Below are 16,034 nucleotides of genomic sequence, written 5' to 3'. Positions count from 1 at the left end.
GCATCAGCTGTGTGCGATATGGTGTTTTTTTGTGCAGCGAACAATATGTTTTTGTGCACAACAGCTATGCGGGAAGCGCAGGCCTTCGGCCAAAAAACCGCCATGAAGGCATAGTCTTCTTTTTATGCTCCCGTAACCTATTGTTTTTTAAGGAAGCCTTGAGTCGCCTTCGGCCGAAGCAGGCTCAGAAATTCCAATTGCGCGCTTTGGCGACGATGAAATCGCGAAAGACCTTCAATTTCGCGGCGTTCTTAATTTCATCCGGATAGCAGAAATACGTATCGAAGGACGGAATGTCCGCATTGATCGGAAGCTGGATCAGTCCCGGATCGCGGCCGACGATATAATCCGGCAATACGGCGATGCCGATGCCGAGCAGGCAGGCGCGCTTGATCGACGTCTGGCTGTTGATCTGCAAATGCGGCGTGCGCGCATTATCCGAAGAGCGTCCGGCATATTCGAGCCAATTGACGTCGAGAAGATAATTGGGCGCCGGTTCCCCGAAGGTGAGGATGCGGTGATTGTCCAGGTCCTCAACCGTTTGCGGCTCACCGAAACGGTTGATGTAGGAGGGCGCTGCATAAACGTGCATATGCACGGTGAAGAGCTTGCGCTGGATGAGATCGGACTGCTGCGGCTGGCGAAGCCGGATGGCGCAGTCCGCATGGCGCATGTTCACATCCAGCTCCTCGTTGTCGAGGATGAGCTGGATCGACATTTCCGGATAGAGCTGCAGGAATTCCTGGACCTTGTCGGTCAGCCAGCCCTGGCCGAGGCCGACGGTGGTCGTGACCCTGAGCTTGCCGGAGGGTTTTTCCGTCGTTTCAGTGAGCTGCGCCTTCACCGTTTCGAGCTTCAGCAGCACGTCATGGGCAGTGCGGTAAAGCAGTTCTCCCTGCTCGGTGAGGATGAGGCCCCGGGCGTGCCGATGGAAAAGCTTGACGCCCACATCCTGCTCGAGCGCGCTCACCTGCCGGCTGATGGCCGATTGCGAAAGATGCAGCTTATCGGCGGCGTGGGTGAACGACCCGGCTTCCGCCGCCGCGTGGAAGATGCGCAATTTGTCCCAGTCGAGTGGCACACCCATGCGAGGCCCTTACTCTGCCGCAACGGCGACCGGCTGGATGCCGGCGAGATAGCGCTCGGCCTCCAGTGCCGCCATGCAGCCCATGCCCGCGGCGGTGACCGCCTGGCGGAAGGTGTCGTCGGTCACATCGCCGGCGGCGAAGACGCCGGGAACGTCCGTCGCGGTCGAATCGGGCGCGGTCCAGAGATAGCCGTTGGGCTTGGTCTTCAGCTTGCCCTTGAAGAGTTCCGTGGCAGGCGCATGGCCGATCGCCACGAAGACACCGTCGACTGGCCGTTCGGTAATCGCGCCGGTCACGGTATCACGAAGGCGAACGCCTTCGACGGACGGCGGCATCGGCGGCTTGGCGGGCTTGCCGGTGATCTCGGCGACTTCCGTATTCCACAGCACGCCGACATTCGGCCGCTGGAAAAGACGTTCCTGAAGGATCTTCTCCGCGCGGAAGCTGTCGCGGCGGTGCACGACGGTAACCGACTTCGCGATGTTGGAGAGATAGAGCGCTTCCTCGACGGCGGAGTTGCCGCCGCCCACGACGATCACATCCTTGTTGCGGTAGAAGAAGCCATCGCATGTGGCGCAGGCCGACACGCCGAATCCCTGGAAATGCTGCTCGCTTTCAATGCCGAGCCACTTGGCCTTGGCGCCAGTGGCGATGATGATCGTCTCGGCCGTCCAGATCGTGCCGGAATCGGTGCGCACGGTGAACGGGCGGCGGGAAAGCTCGACTTCGGTCACCAGGTCGTTCACGATCTCGGCGCCGACATGGCTTGCCTGCTTCAGCATCTGTTCCATAAGCCAGGGACCCTGTATGGGGTCGGCGAAGCCTGGATAGTTTTCCACGTCGGTGGTGATCATCAACTGGCCGCCCTGTTCCATTCCGGCGATCAAAACGGGTTTCAGCATGGCGCGCGCCGCATAGATGGCGGCGGTATAGCCGGCCGGGCCGGAGCCGATAATCAGAACCTCGGTATGACGGGCAGACATGAAATTTCCTTTCGAAGACCGGATCAAAGCGTAGGCATGGCTCCTCCCTACATTGCTCATATAAGGAGTCGATCGCGATCTGCCGCTTTTGACGCAGCATTTAAGTGCGATCCATGCATTTGTTCAAGGGCAGCCCTGCGTTAACAACAGAACAGTTGGCATGGAAACGTCAGCGGTGGAGGCGACATATTCTTGCTTAAAATCCGTCTTGCGCTAAAAGCCTGAAAAAAACGAAGGGAAAAATCGTGCTTCGCGCTGATCTCGACGCCATCGACATCAAGATTCTAAGGGAATTGCAGCGCGACGGGCGCATCACCAATGTGGAGCTCGCCGAACGCGTCGGCATATCGGCGCCGCCTTGCCTGCGCCGCGTGCGAAAGCTGGAAGAAGCCGGCATCATCGAAGGTTACCATGCACTGCTGAACGCCCCCAAGCTCGGCTATGATCTGGTGGCTTTCTGCATGGTGGGGCTGAAACGGCAGTCCGATGCCGATCTCAAGGGCTTCGGCGCGAAGGTGCAGCAATGGCCAATCGTGCGGGAAGCCTGGATGGTCAATGGCGACAGCGATTTCCTTTTGCGCTGCGCGGCGGCGAACCTGACGATCTTCCAGGATTTCGTAATCGAGGTGCTGACCGCGGACGAGCATGTCGACACCGTTCGCACCATGCTGACGATCCGTCAGGTCAAGCAACTCGGCTTGGTGGAAATTTGACCCTAGGCCAGCAGAGCTGGCGGGATTGATGCTATGCTTACACCCGAGAACACGCTTCTGGCGATCTTTTCCTACAACATGGGAACCACGCTGGAGAGGTGCATCACCTCGACGCTGAAGATGTGCCCCGGCTTCGATCTCGCCATCATCGACGACCGGAGCGAGGATRCAGCCACCAGGGATGTTATCCGCAGGCATGCCGGCTCCTTCAAGTTCTCATTCGTTTCCGAGAGCGACAAGGCAGGGAAAAAGCACGGCAATCTCTACGACAATGTCCAGTTCATGTGCGATCTGGCCACTGACAAGGGATATGAATACATTTTCCTTATCCAGGACGACATGCAGTTCGTGCGTCCCATGGATGACCATATCTGCCGGCAGTATTCAGCCTTGTTCGAGGCGGATGAAAAGGTTCTGCAGGTTGATCCGCGGTTCCTGCGGAAGGGCTACAAGTACGAGATCGTGGAGGATTGGAATGCCTACCGGTTCCCGGAAGGCGATGCTCGTCGTTCCTATGCCGATGTCGGCATCCTGCGGCTTTCGCTTTTGAAGGCGATGAACTGGAAGTTCCGGGACAGCGAATCGGAAAACAAAAGAGTTCTGACAGAACTCGGCTATCAGCGGCTTTTCCCGCTTTCCCCGATTCTCATGCATGTACCGTTCCCTGTTTCGTACCGAAACGGCAAGATCAAGCGGTCATGGCTTCCACGAAACCGTGGAACCTACGCGTTTCACGAGTTGTCGCAGCAGGAGCGCGACGCGATGGACCGGCGGCCCCTTTCGAATATTCCCTATTTCCGGCAGTATTTGCGGCCGAAGAACATGCTCTTCACCCGGCTTGTCTATGCGCTTGTGACGGACGCATCGGCATTGCGCTAGGAACTGGAGGCCTACGGCGAGGCGTTCATTGATGACCAGCATGAACGGGGAGGGGTTTATCCCATTCCTCAGAAAGAAGGCAGAGAAGAAGACCGCCAGGGTGATAGGCTGGTTTCGCCGGCAATTCGGCATGTGCTATCGGTCCGCGCTGTCCGAGGCTGATCTCTTCGAAATGCTTCGTGGAAAATCGGTCGCGCTCGTCGGCAATGCGCTGAGCCTCGCGGAACGGGATTGCGGGGCTGCGATCGATGCCTGCGATATAATCATCCGTTGCAATCGCGCACCGATACCCGATGTCCGCTCGCACGGGGCGAGGACGACATTCATCGCGACCAGCATCGAACTGCCGGAAGAAATCATGGCCGAGCGCGGCGCCAGCCACATCCTATGGATGTCGCCGCCACGCAATGCCCTTCCGGCCTGGATCGTCAGATGGCCGAACTTCTTCCTCTATCCCAAGGCGCGCCACGAGGCGCTTAATGCCAAGGTGCCCGGTCGGCCGACCACGGGGCTGATGGTCATAGACCTTTTGGCACGCTCGCGCTGTCGCGCGGTGGCGCTCTACGGCTTCGATTTCTTCAAGAGCCAGTCGCTATCGGGCGAGCGTGATAGAACGCAGGGGCCTCACGATTTCGATGCCGAAGAACGGTTCGTGAGGGCGCTTGTCGCCAAGGATCGAAGATTCTCGCTGAACTGACCTGCGCGGGCTATTGTCGCCGATAGAGGTTGCCGATCCGTTCAATCTCGTCGAAAAGCAGCCGAGCATCGGTCCGGCATTTTTCCAGCCCGATCCCGATCTTCCGCCGCTCCTCGTCGGAATAGCTTTCCCCTTCCGGATGCGAGAGGCGGGCGGAAAGCGATGACGGCGTCGTCAGCCTTTCAGTCCCGAGGCCGAAATCGTTGAGGAGTGCACCGATCTTCCAGGAGTTCGAATCCACCGCCAGAAAAGGTGTTCCGGTGAATAGGCAGAAGCATACGGCGTGAAACCGGCCCGTGACGTGCAGGTAGGCATGCTGGAGGGCCTCGATGAAGCCGGCCTCGTCCTTGCTGAAGAGGATGTTGGGGTGGCGCATGCCGGAGGCTGCGGCATGCAGATGGATATAGGCTTCCCGTAGCATGCGAAGGGGAGGCGGATAATGCGGCTTGCTTGGTTTCAGCGTCTTCAGAATCGGCAGAAACCTGGCGTCGGCTCGCGAGAAGGCGATGTGGGCAAGAGTTCGGCTCACCTCTCGTGAAACCGAGTCGCCGACGAGGAGCAGGTTGCGGTTYGTGGTCGTAGGAGCGGATACCGCACCTTCCGCAAGCGAAAGATCGGGCACGAAGCCGACCGGCCGACCGGCCTGCGCCGACGCAGCTTCGGCACTCCAGGAATCGCGCGTCGAGATCAGTGCGATCCGCTCCAGATATCGTCCCCAAGCGGTGGGATTTTCCTGATAAAGCGTGTTGATAAGCACTACCGGCTTGTCGCCGCGCGCCGGATGATCGACGACCCGCAGGAGCCGTTCACCTTGCGCCGCGCCGTGATGGAGAGTGCCTTCGCCATTGATAACGATGATGTTACTATCCGACATGACGGCAAGGAACCGCCGGTCGTTCTCCCAGTCATTGCGAACGAGGCTGCGGGCCACTATCTGAATGTTCCGCCGCGCCAGGTTTTCCTCGATGATGCGCATGACGCGGAGACAGCCGAAATGATTGTCGCCGCGCGTGTCGTTCAGGATAACTGCCTTGAGAGTCAAAGAATGCCTTTCCGGGCTGGTGCCGCCGGATACTTGGAGTGCCTGCATTTATGTCTGCCACAGCTCTGCTATCAAGCATTTTTGCGAACTGCGCATCGCAATGCAAAGGCCGATCCTTCAATATCCTCTTGTCTCAAGCCTCGTGATTTGGTCTGAGAAAGAGCAAGCCACTACATCAGGAGCGAGCGCGTGGTGCGGATATCGGAACGGCCCTTGCACCGTTCGGCCATAAAGTTTCTTGCCACGGTTCTCCTTGGCAGAGCGAACGCGCATGCCCAGAACTGGTGGCCGGGCCTCGCCCTCGACACACCGGTCGATCCGGCCCAAGCGGGGCATGTCGTCTACCGCGAAAAAGAGGTTGCGCGACTCCTGCATCCATCGGCGCTGAAGGCGCAAGCCGGCCGGGATATCTTCATCATCGGTTCCGGTCCTTCGGTGAAGGAAAATGATATATCCGCGATCGGTTCCGGCACCGCCATTCTTCTGAACGGATCGGTCAGCCTGATCGGATGCCCGATAGAAAGGCCGCTCGCGATTGCGATCGAGGATGAGCGTTTCATCTGGCGCCATTTCGATCTGGTGCGAACGAAGGTCGAGAAAGGAATGTTCTGCCTCTTCTCCGTCGGCGTGCTCAGGGCGATATGCGAGATCGATCACAAATGGCTTGGCGACAAAAGAATCGTCCTGATCGACGATATCCGCAAGCCGTATCGGGAGGCTCGAAGGAGCAGTATCACACTGAAGGAGTTCGATTTCGCGCATCTGAGCGCGGACCGGGTGGCGGGCTTTTCCGACGATCCGTCCCGAGGCGTGTTCCAAGGCGGTTCCGTCGCCATCAGCGCCCTTCAATTTGCGGTCTATTGCGCGCCCGAGCGGATCGGCTTCTTCGGGATCGACATCGCCAATGCGGATAGCACTCCGCGTTTTTACGAGCGGACCGGCTGGACGGCCAAATCCGGAATTGCCCGCGCCCGCGCCCGCATCCTGGCCCATGTCGAGCTTGCCAAGCAGGTTTGCGACGAGAAGAGGATAGAGCTTCTCAATTTCTCCAGGATGTCCGCCTTGCAGGATTGTGGTCTCGCCTATGATGCCCGATATGCGAGAGCGGCTATCGAGGCTTGAGGGAAGGCCTGTAACAGAAGCCCGCTGCCGCTTTGCGGCTAAGCAAGCAGGCGGTTATAAACCGTCTCCAGCGCCTCGGCTTCCCGCGTCAGCGCGAAATTCTCCCGTACGTGCTCCAATCCGGCCTTGCCCTGCTTCAGCGTCTCTTCGGGATTTGCCAGATAGTGACGGATCGCTTCGCGGAGCGCTTGATAATCTCCCGCCGGGACGATGGCTCCGGTGTGATCCTGAACGATCATCTCGGCATAGGCACCGGCGTCGCTCGCGACAACCGCAACGCCGGAGGCCATGGCTTCCAACGGCGTCAGACCGAAGCCTTCGTTGCGGGAAGGCGCTACATAGAGCGCGAGCTTCCGATACCAGGGCTTGATATCATCCACTTCGCCGAGAAAACGTATCCGCTCGGAGAGGCCCGCATCGGCCACGGCTTTTTTCAGTTCGTCGGCAAATGCCTGATGCTCGGCCGTTACGCGGCCGTTCACTACCGCCGTCCACTCCGGATGATCCGGAAGGAGATCGATCATCGACCTTACGAAAAGATCGGTGCCCTTCTGATGACGGACGCGTCCGAAGCAGCCGATCAGATATTTTCCCGGCAGGCCCGTCGCCGCAATGGTATCTTCCTCGCCGGATGCGGGGTGGAAAAGGTCGAGATCGACGCCATGCCGGATGACAGTGTGGGGAACTTCGAGGAAGGAGCCGGAGCGGCCGCTCGTCGCCACCACGGCATCCATGTGCCGGATCAGCCAGCGCGTATAGCCGGTGTGGCGGCGCTGCGCGGCCGACGTGAAGAGGAGCTTGAGCGGCATGCGGAAGACATGGCGCAGGATAATGCCGGGAAGCATCTCCGTATTGCGGCGCGCATGCCAGACGCGCCATCTTGCACCCTCCGGAGGAGACCAGAGCGCCAAAAGCTGCCGCCACTTCATCTTCGGCAAGCCGTCGGGCAGGCCGGGTCCAAGCGTGACGATGCCGCGGCCGAGCCGGATCTGTTCCGGCACGAGCTGGACGACGGTAGACGTCACGCCCGATAGGCGCCGCTTGAAATGGGGCGCGATGACGGTGATATGGCGAAGCGAGTGCAAGATGGCAGCCGGAATCAGCCCCAGCTCACGGAGAGGATTTCATAGCTCTTGGAGCCGCCCGGAGCCACGACCTCGATGGAATCGCCCACTTCCTTGCCGATCATCGCGCGGGAGATAGGAGACGAAATCGAGATGCGGCCGGCCTTCACATCGGCTTCCTGATCGCCGACGATCTGATAGATCTTTTCCTCGTCGGTGTCTTCGTCGACGAGCTTGACGGTTGCGCCGAACTTGATCTTCGAGCCCGACATCTTCGTGAGATCGATCACCTCAGCGCGGGCGATCAGATCCTCGAGTTCGCCCACGCGGCCTTCATTGTGGCTCTGCGCTTCCTTGGCGGCATGATACTCGGCATTTTCCGAAAGGTCGCCGTGAGCGCGCGCCTCCGCGATGGCTTCGATGATGCGCGGACGCTCCTCCTGCTGACGCCACCGCAGTTCTTCCTGCAGCTTTGTGAAACCATTCGGCGTCATCGGTACCTTATCAACCATTTCTTCGTCCTTTACCTCATGCCAGCGGTTGCCGCGGACACAAAAAGAAACAGGTTCCGGAGCGAAACTTCGGAACCATCCACAAATCACAGTTTTCCGGACTATAGCAGATCATGAACTGCAATTGCCAGAGATTTCGAGATGGCATCTCCCGCTTAGATTTCAAGCCCATCGGGAACCATGCCGCTCCTGAGGTGTTCGAAACTGGCACATCGCGGGTGAGGGAGAGACTATCTGCCGCGCACGTCCCGTCCGGCGGCGCATCCGTGGAAGTGAGAATATCCGAGTCCATTCAGCCGCTTATCCGTTCGAGTTCGCGTATCGATTCGAGCCGGTCAGGCGGCGGATGAAGGCAAGGTCCGTTCCTAAACGGAGCGGCCGAACCGTATCGGGAGACAAGCTTCCACAGGCGCTTCTATTTTTCCTGCTCCATGAGGATAGAAAATGTCCCGAAACGAGACATGCGGAAGGCGGGAAAGTTGGCCGTTAAGAAAGTGTCAACCTTGACCGATGACTAAGAAAGACACCGTGCAATCGTCTTTCTAAATTCCGCGCGCATGGTTTCTGGAGGTTCCGCCAATGACGAGGCGGCTGAGATATCTGATCGTGTCGGTGTTGACATCGTTGATGATGTGGGCCGGTGTTTTCATCGCCGCGCTTCTGATGTGGCGGCTGATCCGCGACTATTTATGACCAACCTTTAGCCACGCGAGAAATCCTGAAGGGCCTCAAATGAAAAGGCCTCTTCCGTGAGGGAAGAGGCCTTCGCATTGCGATGCAGGCAAGGTTCGGCTTAGCCGAAATAGCTTTGCAGCGGGCGAACTTCGAGATTGCCGGCCTTCAGAGCCTTAATCGCAAGTGCCGCGGCTTCGGCGCCCGCCATCGTCGTGTAATAGGGCACCTTCTGCATCAGCGTGGCGCGGCGGAGCGACTTTGAGTCCGAGATCGCCTTGTTGCCGTCGGTCGTGTTGATGACGAGCTGAACCTGGCGGTTACGGATCGCATCCTCAATATGCGGACGGCCTTCCAGCACCTTGTTGATCTTGGTCGCCTCGATGCCGTTTTCGGCGAGGAAGCGCTGGGTGCCGCCGGTCGCCAGCACCTTGAAACCGATCTCGCTGAGGATACGGATCGCCGGCAGAACGCGGGCCTTGTCCTCATCGCGAACGGAAACGAAGACCGTCCCGTCACGCGGCAGTTCGACGCCCGCGCCGAGCTGCGACTTTGCGAAGGCCAGAGCAAAATCCGTATCGAGACCGATGACCTCGCCGGTTGAACGCATCTCCGGCCCGAGCAGCGTATCGACGCCGGGGAAGCGGGCGAAGGGGAAGACGGCTTCCTTGACAGCAATGTGCTTCAGGTTGCGCGGATCCGGCTTCTGTCCGTAGGCGGCGATTGCCGCGTCCAGCTTCTCACCGGCCATGACGCGGGCGGCGATCTTCGCGATCGGCGCGCCGATGGTCTTTGCGACGAAAGGTACGGTGCGCGAGGCGCGCGGGTTGACTTCGAGAACGTAGATCGTGCCGTCCTTGATGGCATACTGGACGTTCATCAGGCCGCCGACGTTCAGCGCCTTCGCGAGCGCCGTGGTCTGCCGCTCCAGCTCGTCGACGGTCTCCTTGGAGAGCGAGCGAACCGGCAGCGAGCAGGCGCTATCGCCTGAATGGATGCCGGCTTCCTCGATATGCTCCATGATACCGGAGACGAAGACGTTCTCGCCGTCGCAAAGGGCGTCCACATCCACTTCGACGGCATTGGTCAGATAGCTGTCGAAGAGCAGCGGGTTCTTGCCGAGCAGCGTGTTGATCTGGCCGGTCTTGTCGTTCGGGTAGCGCTGCTTGATGTCTTCCGGCACAAGGCCCGGAACCGTGTCGAGCAGATAGGTCTGCAACATGGATTCCGAATGGATGATCTGCATGGCGCGGCCGCCGAGCACGTAGGACGGGCGCACGACCAGCGGGAAGCCGATCTCGGCCGCCACGAGACGGGCTTGCTCCACCGAATAGGCAATGCCGTTGTTCGGCTGGTTGAGGTCGAGCTTCATCAGCAGCTTCTGGAACCGGTCGCGGTCTTCCGCGAGGTCGATCGCGTCCGGCGCGGTGCCGAGGATCGGAATGCCGTTCTTTTCGAGCGCTTCTGCGAGCTTCAGCGGGGTCTGGCCGCCGAACTGCACGATGACGCCCACGACTTCGCCCTTTTCCTGCTCGGCGCGCAGGATTTCGATCACGTCTTCGGCCGTCAGCGGCTCGAAATAGAGACGGTCGGAGGTGTCGTAGTCGGTAGAGACCGTTTCCGGGTTACAGTTGATCATGATCGCTTCATAGCCCGCATCCTTCAGTGCGAAGGCGGCGTGGCAGCAGCAGTAGTCGAACTCGATGCCCTGGCCGATACGGTTCGGGCCGCCGCCGAGGATGACGACCTTCTTGCGCTCGGAAACCTGTGCTTCGGAGCGGAGCGAGCCGACGAATGGCGTCTCATAGGTGGAGTACATGTAGGCGGTCGGCGAGGCGAACTCGGCCGCGCAGGTATCGATGCGCTTGAAGACGGGCCTGAYGTTCAGGCTGTTGCGAAGTTCGGCCACTTCCTTCGGCCGCTTGGCGGTCAGGCTTGCAAGGCGGGCGTCGGAGAAGCCCATGGCCTTCAGCATGCGAAGATTTTCGGCATCCGCCGGCAGGCCGTGCTCGCGGATACGCGCTTCCATGTCGACGATCGCCTTGAACTGGGCGATGAACCAAGGATCGATCTTGCAGGCCTCATGGACTTCGGCCTCGCTGAGCCCCAGGCGCAGGGCCTGAACGACCATGCGCAGCCGGTCCGGCGTCGGGGTGCCGATCGCGGCGCGAATGGCGTTCTTGGAGTTTTCCTCGTCCTGCAGGCCAGGAATCTCGATCTCGTCCAGACCGGTGAGGCCGGTTTCGAGACCTCGCAGCGCCTTTTGCAGCGATTCTGCGAAGGTACGGCCGATCGCCATGACTTCGCCGACCGACTTCATGGCCGTCGTGAGCGTCGGCTCGGCACCGGGGAATTTCTCGAATGCGAAGCGCGGGATCTTCGTCACGACATAGTCGATCGAGGGTTCGAACGAGGCTGGGGTCGCGCCGCCGGTGATGTCGTTTTCGAGTTCGTCGAGCGTGTAGCCGATCGCGAGCTTAGCCGCGACCTTGGCGATCGGGAAGCCGGTGGCCTTGGAGGCAAGCGCCGAGGAGCGCGAAACGCGCGGGTTCATCTCGATGACGACGAGGCGGCCGTCTGCGGGATTGACGGCGAACTGTACGTTCGAGCCGCCGGTTTCCACCCCGATCTCACGCAGCACCGCGATCGAGCCGTTGCGCATGATCTGGTATTCCTTGTCGGTCAGCGTCAGCGCCGGTGCGACGGTGATCGAGTCGCCCGTATGGACGCCCATCGGATCGATGTTCTCGATGGAGCAGATGATGATGCAGTTGTCCGCCTTATCGCGGATCACTTCCATCTCGTATTCCTTCCAGCCGAGTACCGACTCCTCGATCAGAACTTCGGTGGTGGGGGAGGCGTCGAGACCGCTGGAAACGATCTCGAAGAATTCCGAGCGATTGTAGGCGATGCCGCCGCCGGTGCCGCCGAGCGTAAATGAGGGGCGGATGATGGCCGGCAGACCGACATGATCGAGCGCCTGGGCAGCAATCGCCATGGCGTGCGCCATGTAGCGCTGCTTGCGGTCGCTTTCGCCGAGATTCCACTGGTTTTCGAGAGCGTCGAGCGCCTTGTCGAGATCGGCGCCGGCAAGGCTTTCGCGCAGCTTGGCGCGCTCGGCTTCATGGGCCTTACGGTCCTGATCCTTGATATCGGTTGCGTTGGCCAGCATCGATTTCGGCGTTTCAAGGCCGATCTTGGCCATCGCTTCGCGGAAGAGCGCGCGGTCTTCGGCCTTGTCGATCGCGGCGGGCTTGGCGCCGATCATCTCGACATTGTAGCGGTCGAGCACGCCCATGCGCTTCAAGGAGAGGGCGGTGTTGAGCGCCGTCTGGCCGCCCATGGTCGGAAGCAGGGCATCCGGCCGTTCCTTGGCGATGATCTTTGCAACGACCTCCGGGGTGATGGGCTCCACATAGGTCGCGTCGGCAAGGCCCGGATCGGTCATGATGGTGGCCGGGTTGGAGTTGACCAGGATGACCCGGTAGCCTTCCTCCTTCAGCGCCTTGCAGGCCTGGGTGCCGGAATAATCGAACTCGCATGCCTGGCCGATGACGATCGGCCCCGCGCCGATGATGAGGATCGATTTGATATCTTGGCGCTTCGGCATGATGGTCTTTCCGCTTTTTTCTGCGCGAAAAGCCGGCCGGGTGTGGGAGGTCACCGGTCGGGTCGCGCAACTCAAGGTCTTTTCAGGCTAGACGGGGCTTATAGGCAAATGTGACTGCAAACGGAACCCCATAAATCACCAAATCGACAGGATTTGCGTTCGCAATCCAGTTATTGGCGACGGCGACCTGCGGCGGTCGCCTTTCCGAGGAGATTATCCCCGTCCGGTGTCACGTTTCTGTGCCTTGGGAAGGCTAAGAACGCGCTCGAAAATGGGGAGTGTCCATCTTGGCCGATACGATCGTTGCGTCCGAACTGCTGAACTTCGCAAAGAGCCGGAGGCCCGAGCCGCCGTTTCATCTGGGAACGCGTTACGACAGGAACGGGCGGTTCCTTCCCGAACCGGGAAATACGGTCGTCTGCCATCTTGTGCCCGGTTCTGAAACCGAGCGGGCCCTGATTGCGGCCCGCGAGCGCTATCTCACGATGCCCGAGGCGGGACAGCTTGCCTTCACGCCAATAAGCAGCCTTCACATGACGCTGTTTCAGGGGATTATTGAAGGCCGACGGCGCTTGCCCTACTGGCCCGAGGATATCGCACTCGATACCCCCGTGGACAAAATGACCGCGATTTACCGTGAACGCCTTCGCGATTTCGCCGGTGGACCGGAATTCCGCATGCAGGTGGCGCGGGCCTTGCCGACAGGGCTCGTTCTGGAGGGCTTGACGAGCGGGGACAGACAGGCGCTCAAGGACTGGCGGAACAGCCTCGCGGATAAACTCGGCTACAGGCACCCCGATCATGAGAGCTACGAATTCCACATTACTTTCAGCTATGTGATCGAGCGGTTCGAGGACGCGGCCTTGCCGGCGTGGGAGGCGATGCTTTCGGAAGCCGCCAAGGACATCCGTGAAAGTGTCGAATTCCTTGAATTACGGCCGCCGGCATTCTGCGAGTTCGCCGACATGAACCATTTCGAGGTGCTGCAGGTCTTTGATGTCCGGTCCTAGGTGCACAAGGATAAGTCAGCGTCCCGCATAGCGTTCGCRGGCGGCGGATTGAAATGTCCGGCTGACGGGGATTTCCGAGCCGTCCTTCGTGACCACGAAAAGCTTGCCGTTGTCTCGCTTCAGCTTCTCCACCTGTGCATCCGCCACCCAATGGGAGCGATGCACCTGCAGGCCGGCTGTCGCCCCGATCTCCCTGATCGCATCGGCAAAYCGAAGCAGCACCAGTTCCTTCCCATGCGTGGTGACGACCTCGGTGTAATGATCTTGAACCGAAAGCCTTACGAGAGCGCCGCGGTTCCGCGGTTTCAGCCGGTCGAGAATCGGGGCGCCGGCGGAATGCTGTGCCTGTGCTGGGGTGGGCCTTCGAGATGGACGATCTTCTCCCGCATGGCGAGGAAGGTCAGAAGACAGAAGAGCGCACAGAGAGGCACGGCGAAGACGGCCCGCCGCAGGATGTCTGCGAAGGAGAATGCCGTTCCGAGAAAGCCGAGATCGAGCAGCGTTAGAGCGAGGCCGATCGGCAGGGCTGCTATGACCGAACCGGTCATCATGCGCCAGAACATGCTGGTGATTCGTCGCCGCAGCAGAATTTCCGCAAGAACCGAGAAGGTGATGGCGATCGTCCAGGTGACGGCGTGGAGGCTCAGCCAATATCCGAAGCGCTCGGCCGGCCTCATGGTTTGCGAGGTACCGTAAGGGCCGGTTATGACGAAGAGCAGAACGATCGCGCCGAAGGTCAGTCAGAAGCGCGGTGATGCGGTGAAGAGCCGCATTTCACGAAGCGTGGATTGCAAAAGGGGTCGATCCACGAAGTTTATCCRCTTGTTGCGCCATTTTCGGTTGAGGGTGGGGCATTCATGGCCGAAAGAGCCGTGGAGTTCAATTCGGATCGTATTCTCATGACGCTGGAGCCGCTTCTTCAGGCCTCTCCGGTCATCCAGTTTCACGTCGCAACGGTTGTGCCCGCGGCCATTCTCGGCGCCTACATTCTTTCTGCCCGCAAGGGGACGCCGGTACATCGCCTGCTCGGCAAGATCTGGATGGCGCTGATGGTGGTAACCTCGATCTCGACGTTCTTCATCCATGAACTGAACCTGTTCTACGGTTTCAGTCCCATCCACCTGCTTTCCATCTTCGTGCTGTGGGGAGCGTTTCGGGCAGTCGCGGCGGCAAGGCGCCACGATATCCGCCGCCACCGGATGACCGTGCTCGGCATGTATCTCGGCGGCATCGTCGGCGCGGGCCTTTTCACCCTTCTGCCTGGCCGGATCATGTATGACGTGATCTTTTCCGATAATCTCGGTCTGGCCGTCATCCTCGCTCTTGCCGTCACCGCCGGGGCTTTCTTCGTGCATCGGGGCTTTCGGCGCACGGAAGCCGAGTTGAGCCGCGGCCTCGCGGAAGAGCATGATCGATAGAGTTTTACCTATTAAGTAACTTCGAATAATCGCGACGACAAAAACACCGTGAACGACTAAAGAACGGCAGCGGGTAAGGTTCAAAGGGTGCTGTCGTGGTCGTTTCGTCAATTCCTGCCGGTCGGCGCAAGTTGCTTTCCATTCAGATACTGCGCGGCCTTGCGGCGGGATCGGTTGTGATAGCGCATACCATCGAGCATCCGCAGGCTACGCCGAACGATGACATCCTGACGCTCGGGCTGTTCGGTGTCGTGGTGTTCTTTGCCATCAGCGGCTTCATCATCTCGCATATCAACAGCAGCGGGCATTCTGCCGATGCCCGGTTCGATCCGGCGGATTTTCTGGTGCGCCGCTTCTTCCGTCTGGTGCCTCTCTACTGGGCTTGCACCATCCTGACTTTCCTTTGCGCTCTGTTTCTTCCATCCTTGTTCAAGAACACCACCCCCGACATAGGTTACTTCGTCTATTCGATGCTGTTCATTCCGGCCGCGATACCGGGGGACCCGACAGATTGGCGGCCCTTGCTGAAGCTCGGCTGGTCGCTGAACTACGAGGTCTTCTTCTATATCCTGTTCGCGGCCTTCTTCTGGGTGACCAGCACCCTCAGGAGAACGGTCCTTCTGACCGGGTTGCTAGGCACGATGGCGATGGCCGCATCCTTCATTCAGCCGAATTCCGGCGTAATCGCCTTTTACCTCAACTTCTCTCTGCTTGCCTTCATCGGTGGGCTCTGGTTGGCCGAGGCGGAGAAGCGGCGAATGTTTGACCACATCTCGCCATTCGGCATTTTCGCCATGGCAGCGGCGAGCCTTGGCTCTCTCTGGATGCTGTTCAGCCTGCATTTTTTGGATTTTGCAGGGTTCCACGGCTATATCTGGCTCGTCATCGCCGCCCTTGCGCTGGTGGCGCTGGCATTGGCCTGTGAAGGCTTTCTTCGCGATGTCGGCCTCATGCACCTGCTGGTGCGCCTCGGCGATATTTCCTACTCGCTCTATCTCACTCATATGTTCGTCGTCGGCTTCGGCTGGTTCGTCATCAAGCGCCTCTCGCTCGGCGAAACCACTACCGGCGTCGGCATGGTGTTGATCGTCGCCGCCTGCATCCTCGGCGCCTCGATTTCCTATGTCGTGATCGAGCAGCCCTTCAATCGCGTCGCGCGCCTGTTCACCCGGAAGGGCCGGTCCGGGATCGCTGCGGCGCCCAGTCCCTCGGCCTCCTGATCCA

15 protein-coding genes are annotated in these 16,034 nt (G+C 59.8%); 7 read left to right on the top strand and 8 right to left on the bottom strand.

Translation table 11 applies throughout. The features are described from left to right. Nucleotides 1-184 precede the first annotated feature (184 nt). Both LCM4573_RS01005 and trxB read right to left on the bottom strand, forming a co-directional pair. A complete protein-coding gene (locus LCM4573_RS01005; protein ID WP_071005089.1) occupies nt 185-1,081 on the bottom strand; it encodes a LysR family transcriptional regulator VtlR in 897 nt (298 codons plus the stop codon). Between the two features lie 15 nt (nt 1,082-1,096). Next, entirely contained in the window at nt 1,097-2,071 is a 975-nt protein-coding gene (gene trxB / locus LCM4573_RS01000; RefSeq protein WP_071003988.1) for a thioredoxin-disulfide reductase, read from the bottom strand. Between the two features lie 245 nt (nt 2,072-2,316). Here trxB and LCM4573_RS00995 point away from each other — a divergent pair, with 245 nt between their 5' ends. The 3 genes from LCM4573_RS00995 to LCM4573_RS00985 are packed head-to-tail and all read left to right on the top strand — an operon-like array spanning nt 2,317 to nt 4,360. Next, nucleotides 2,317-2,784, top strand: a complete 468-nt coding sequence (locus LCM4573_RS00995; RefSeq protein ID WP_071003987.1) for an Lrp/AsnC family transcriptional regulator — start codon at nt 2,317-2,319, stop codon at nt 2,782-2,784. Nucleotides 2,785-2,817: 33 nt separating this feature from the next. Next, the gene (locus LCM4573_RS00990) at nt 2,818-3,663 is read left to right on the top strand and encodes a hypothetical protein (RefSeq protein WP_071003986.1); all 846 of its coding nucleotides are present in this window, start codon (nt 2,818-2,820) and stop codon (nt 3,661-3,663) included. Nucleotides 3,664-3,694: 31 nt separating this feature from the next. After that, a complete protein-coding gene (locus LCM4573_RS00985; RefSeq protein WP_083347267.1) occupies nt 3,695-4,360 on the top strand; it encodes a glycosyltransferase family 29 protein in 666 nt (221 codons plus the stop codon). Between the two features lie 10 nt (nt 4,361-4,370). Here LCM4573_RS00985 and LCM4573_RS00980 read toward each other — a convergent pair whose 3' ends face one another. Next, complete coding sequence (locus LCM4573_RS00980; RefSeq protein WP_157895476.1) at nt 4,371-5,402, bottom strand: polysaccharide pyruvyl transferase family protein; 1,032 nt, start codon at nt 5,400-5,402, stop codon at nt 4,371-4,373. A 213-nt stretch (nt 5,403-5,615) separates the two neighbouring features. Between LCM4573_RS00980 and LCM4573_RS00975 the strand changes: the two genes are divergently transcribed. Next, nucleotides 5,616-6,524, top strand: a complete 909-nt coding sequence (locus tag LCM4573_RS00975; RefSeq protein ID WP_244505202.1) for a glycosyl transferase — start codon at nt 5,616-5,618, stop codon at nt 6,522-6,524. A gap of 38 nt (nt 6,525-6,562) precedes the next feature. Here the strand turns inward: LCM4573_RS00975 and LCM4573_RS00970 are convergent, their stop codons facing one another. The 3 genes from LCM4573_RS00970 to carB all read right to left on the bottom strand — a co-directional run bounded on the left by LCM4573_RS00970 (nt 6,563) and on the right by carB (nt 12,382). Beyond that, entirely contained in the window at nt 6,563-7,609 is a 1,047-nt protein-coding gene (locus tag LCM4573_RS00970) for a glycosyltransferase family 4 protein (protein WP_071003984.1), read from the bottom strand. A gap of 14 nt (nt 7,610-7,623) precedes the next feature. Continuing rightward, nucleotides 7,624-8,100, bottom strand: coding sequence for a transcription elongation factor GreA (gene greA, locus LCM4573_RS00965; RefSeq protein WP_046795447.1), 477 nt, complete (start codon nt 8,098-8,100; stop codon nt 7,624-7,626). Between the two features lie 793 nt (nt 8,101-8,893). After that, on the bottom strand, nt 8,894-12,382 hold the full coding sequence (carB, locus tag LCM4573_RS00960; RefSeq protein ID WP_071003983.1) for a carbamoyl-phosphate synthase large subunit: 3,489 nt from the start codon (nt 12,380-12,382) through the stop codon (nt 8,894-8,896). Nucleotides 12,383-12,669: 287 nt separating this feature from the next. On the opposite strand from carB, the gene LCM4573_RS00955 reads away from it, so the two are divergent. Beyond that, nucleotides 12,670-13,392 carry a DUF1868 domain-containing protein gene (locus LCM4573_RS00955; protein ID WP_071005083.1) on the top strand — a complete coding sequence of 241 codons (723 nt, stop codon included), beginning with the start codon at nt 12,670-12,672 and terminating at the stop codon, nt 13,390-13,392. Between the two features lie 15 nt (nt 13,393-13,407). On the opposite strand, the gene LCM4573_RS28905 is transcribed toward LCM4573_RS00955, so the two are convergent. Together LCM4573_RS28905 and LCM4573_RS28900 are read right to left on the bottom strand one after the other, a co-directional pair. Then, nucleotides 13,408-13,614 (bottom strand): LytTR family DNA-binding domain-containing protein, encoded by a 207-nt coding sequence (locus LCM4573_RS28905; protein WP_407071703.1) that lies wholly within the window; start codon nt 13,612-13,614, stop codon nt 13,408-13,410. 83 nt (nt 13,615-13,697) lie between these two features. Next, nucleotides 13,698-14,069: a hypothetical protein gene (locus LCM4573_RS28900; protein WP_407071702.1), complete on the bottom strand. Its 372-nt coding sequence runs from the start codon at nt 14,067-14,069 to the stop codon at nt 13,698-13,700. A gap of 180 nt (nt 14,070-14,249) precedes the next feature. On the opposite strand from LCM4573_RS28900, the gene LCM4573_RS00945 reads away from it, so the two are divergent. Together LCM4573_RS00945 and LCM4573_RS00940 are read left to right on the top strand one after the other, a co-directional pair. After that, a complete protein-coding gene (locus LCM4573_RS00945; RefSeq protein WP_083347265.1) occupies nt 14,250-14,810 on the top strand; it encodes a DUF2306 domain-containing protein in 561 nt (186 codons plus the stop codon). A 95-nt stretch (nt 14,811-14,905) separates the two neighbouring features. Next, nucleotides 14,906-16,030, top strand: coding sequence for an acyltransferase (locus LCM4573_RS00940; protein ID WP_274534839.1), 1,125 nt, complete (start codon nt 14,906-14,908; stop codon nt 16,028-16,030). Nucleotides 16,031-16,034 lie beyond the last annotated feature (4 nt).

This window comes from Rhizobium sp. LCM 4573 (assembly GCF_001854865.1).
Lineage (GTDB): Bacteria > Pseudomonadota > Alphaproteobacteria > Rhizobiales > Rhizobiaceae > Neorhizobium.
The sequence above is the reverse complement of the archived record's forward strand: the minus strand, read 5'-3'. Positions and strand labels throughout refer to the sequence as shown.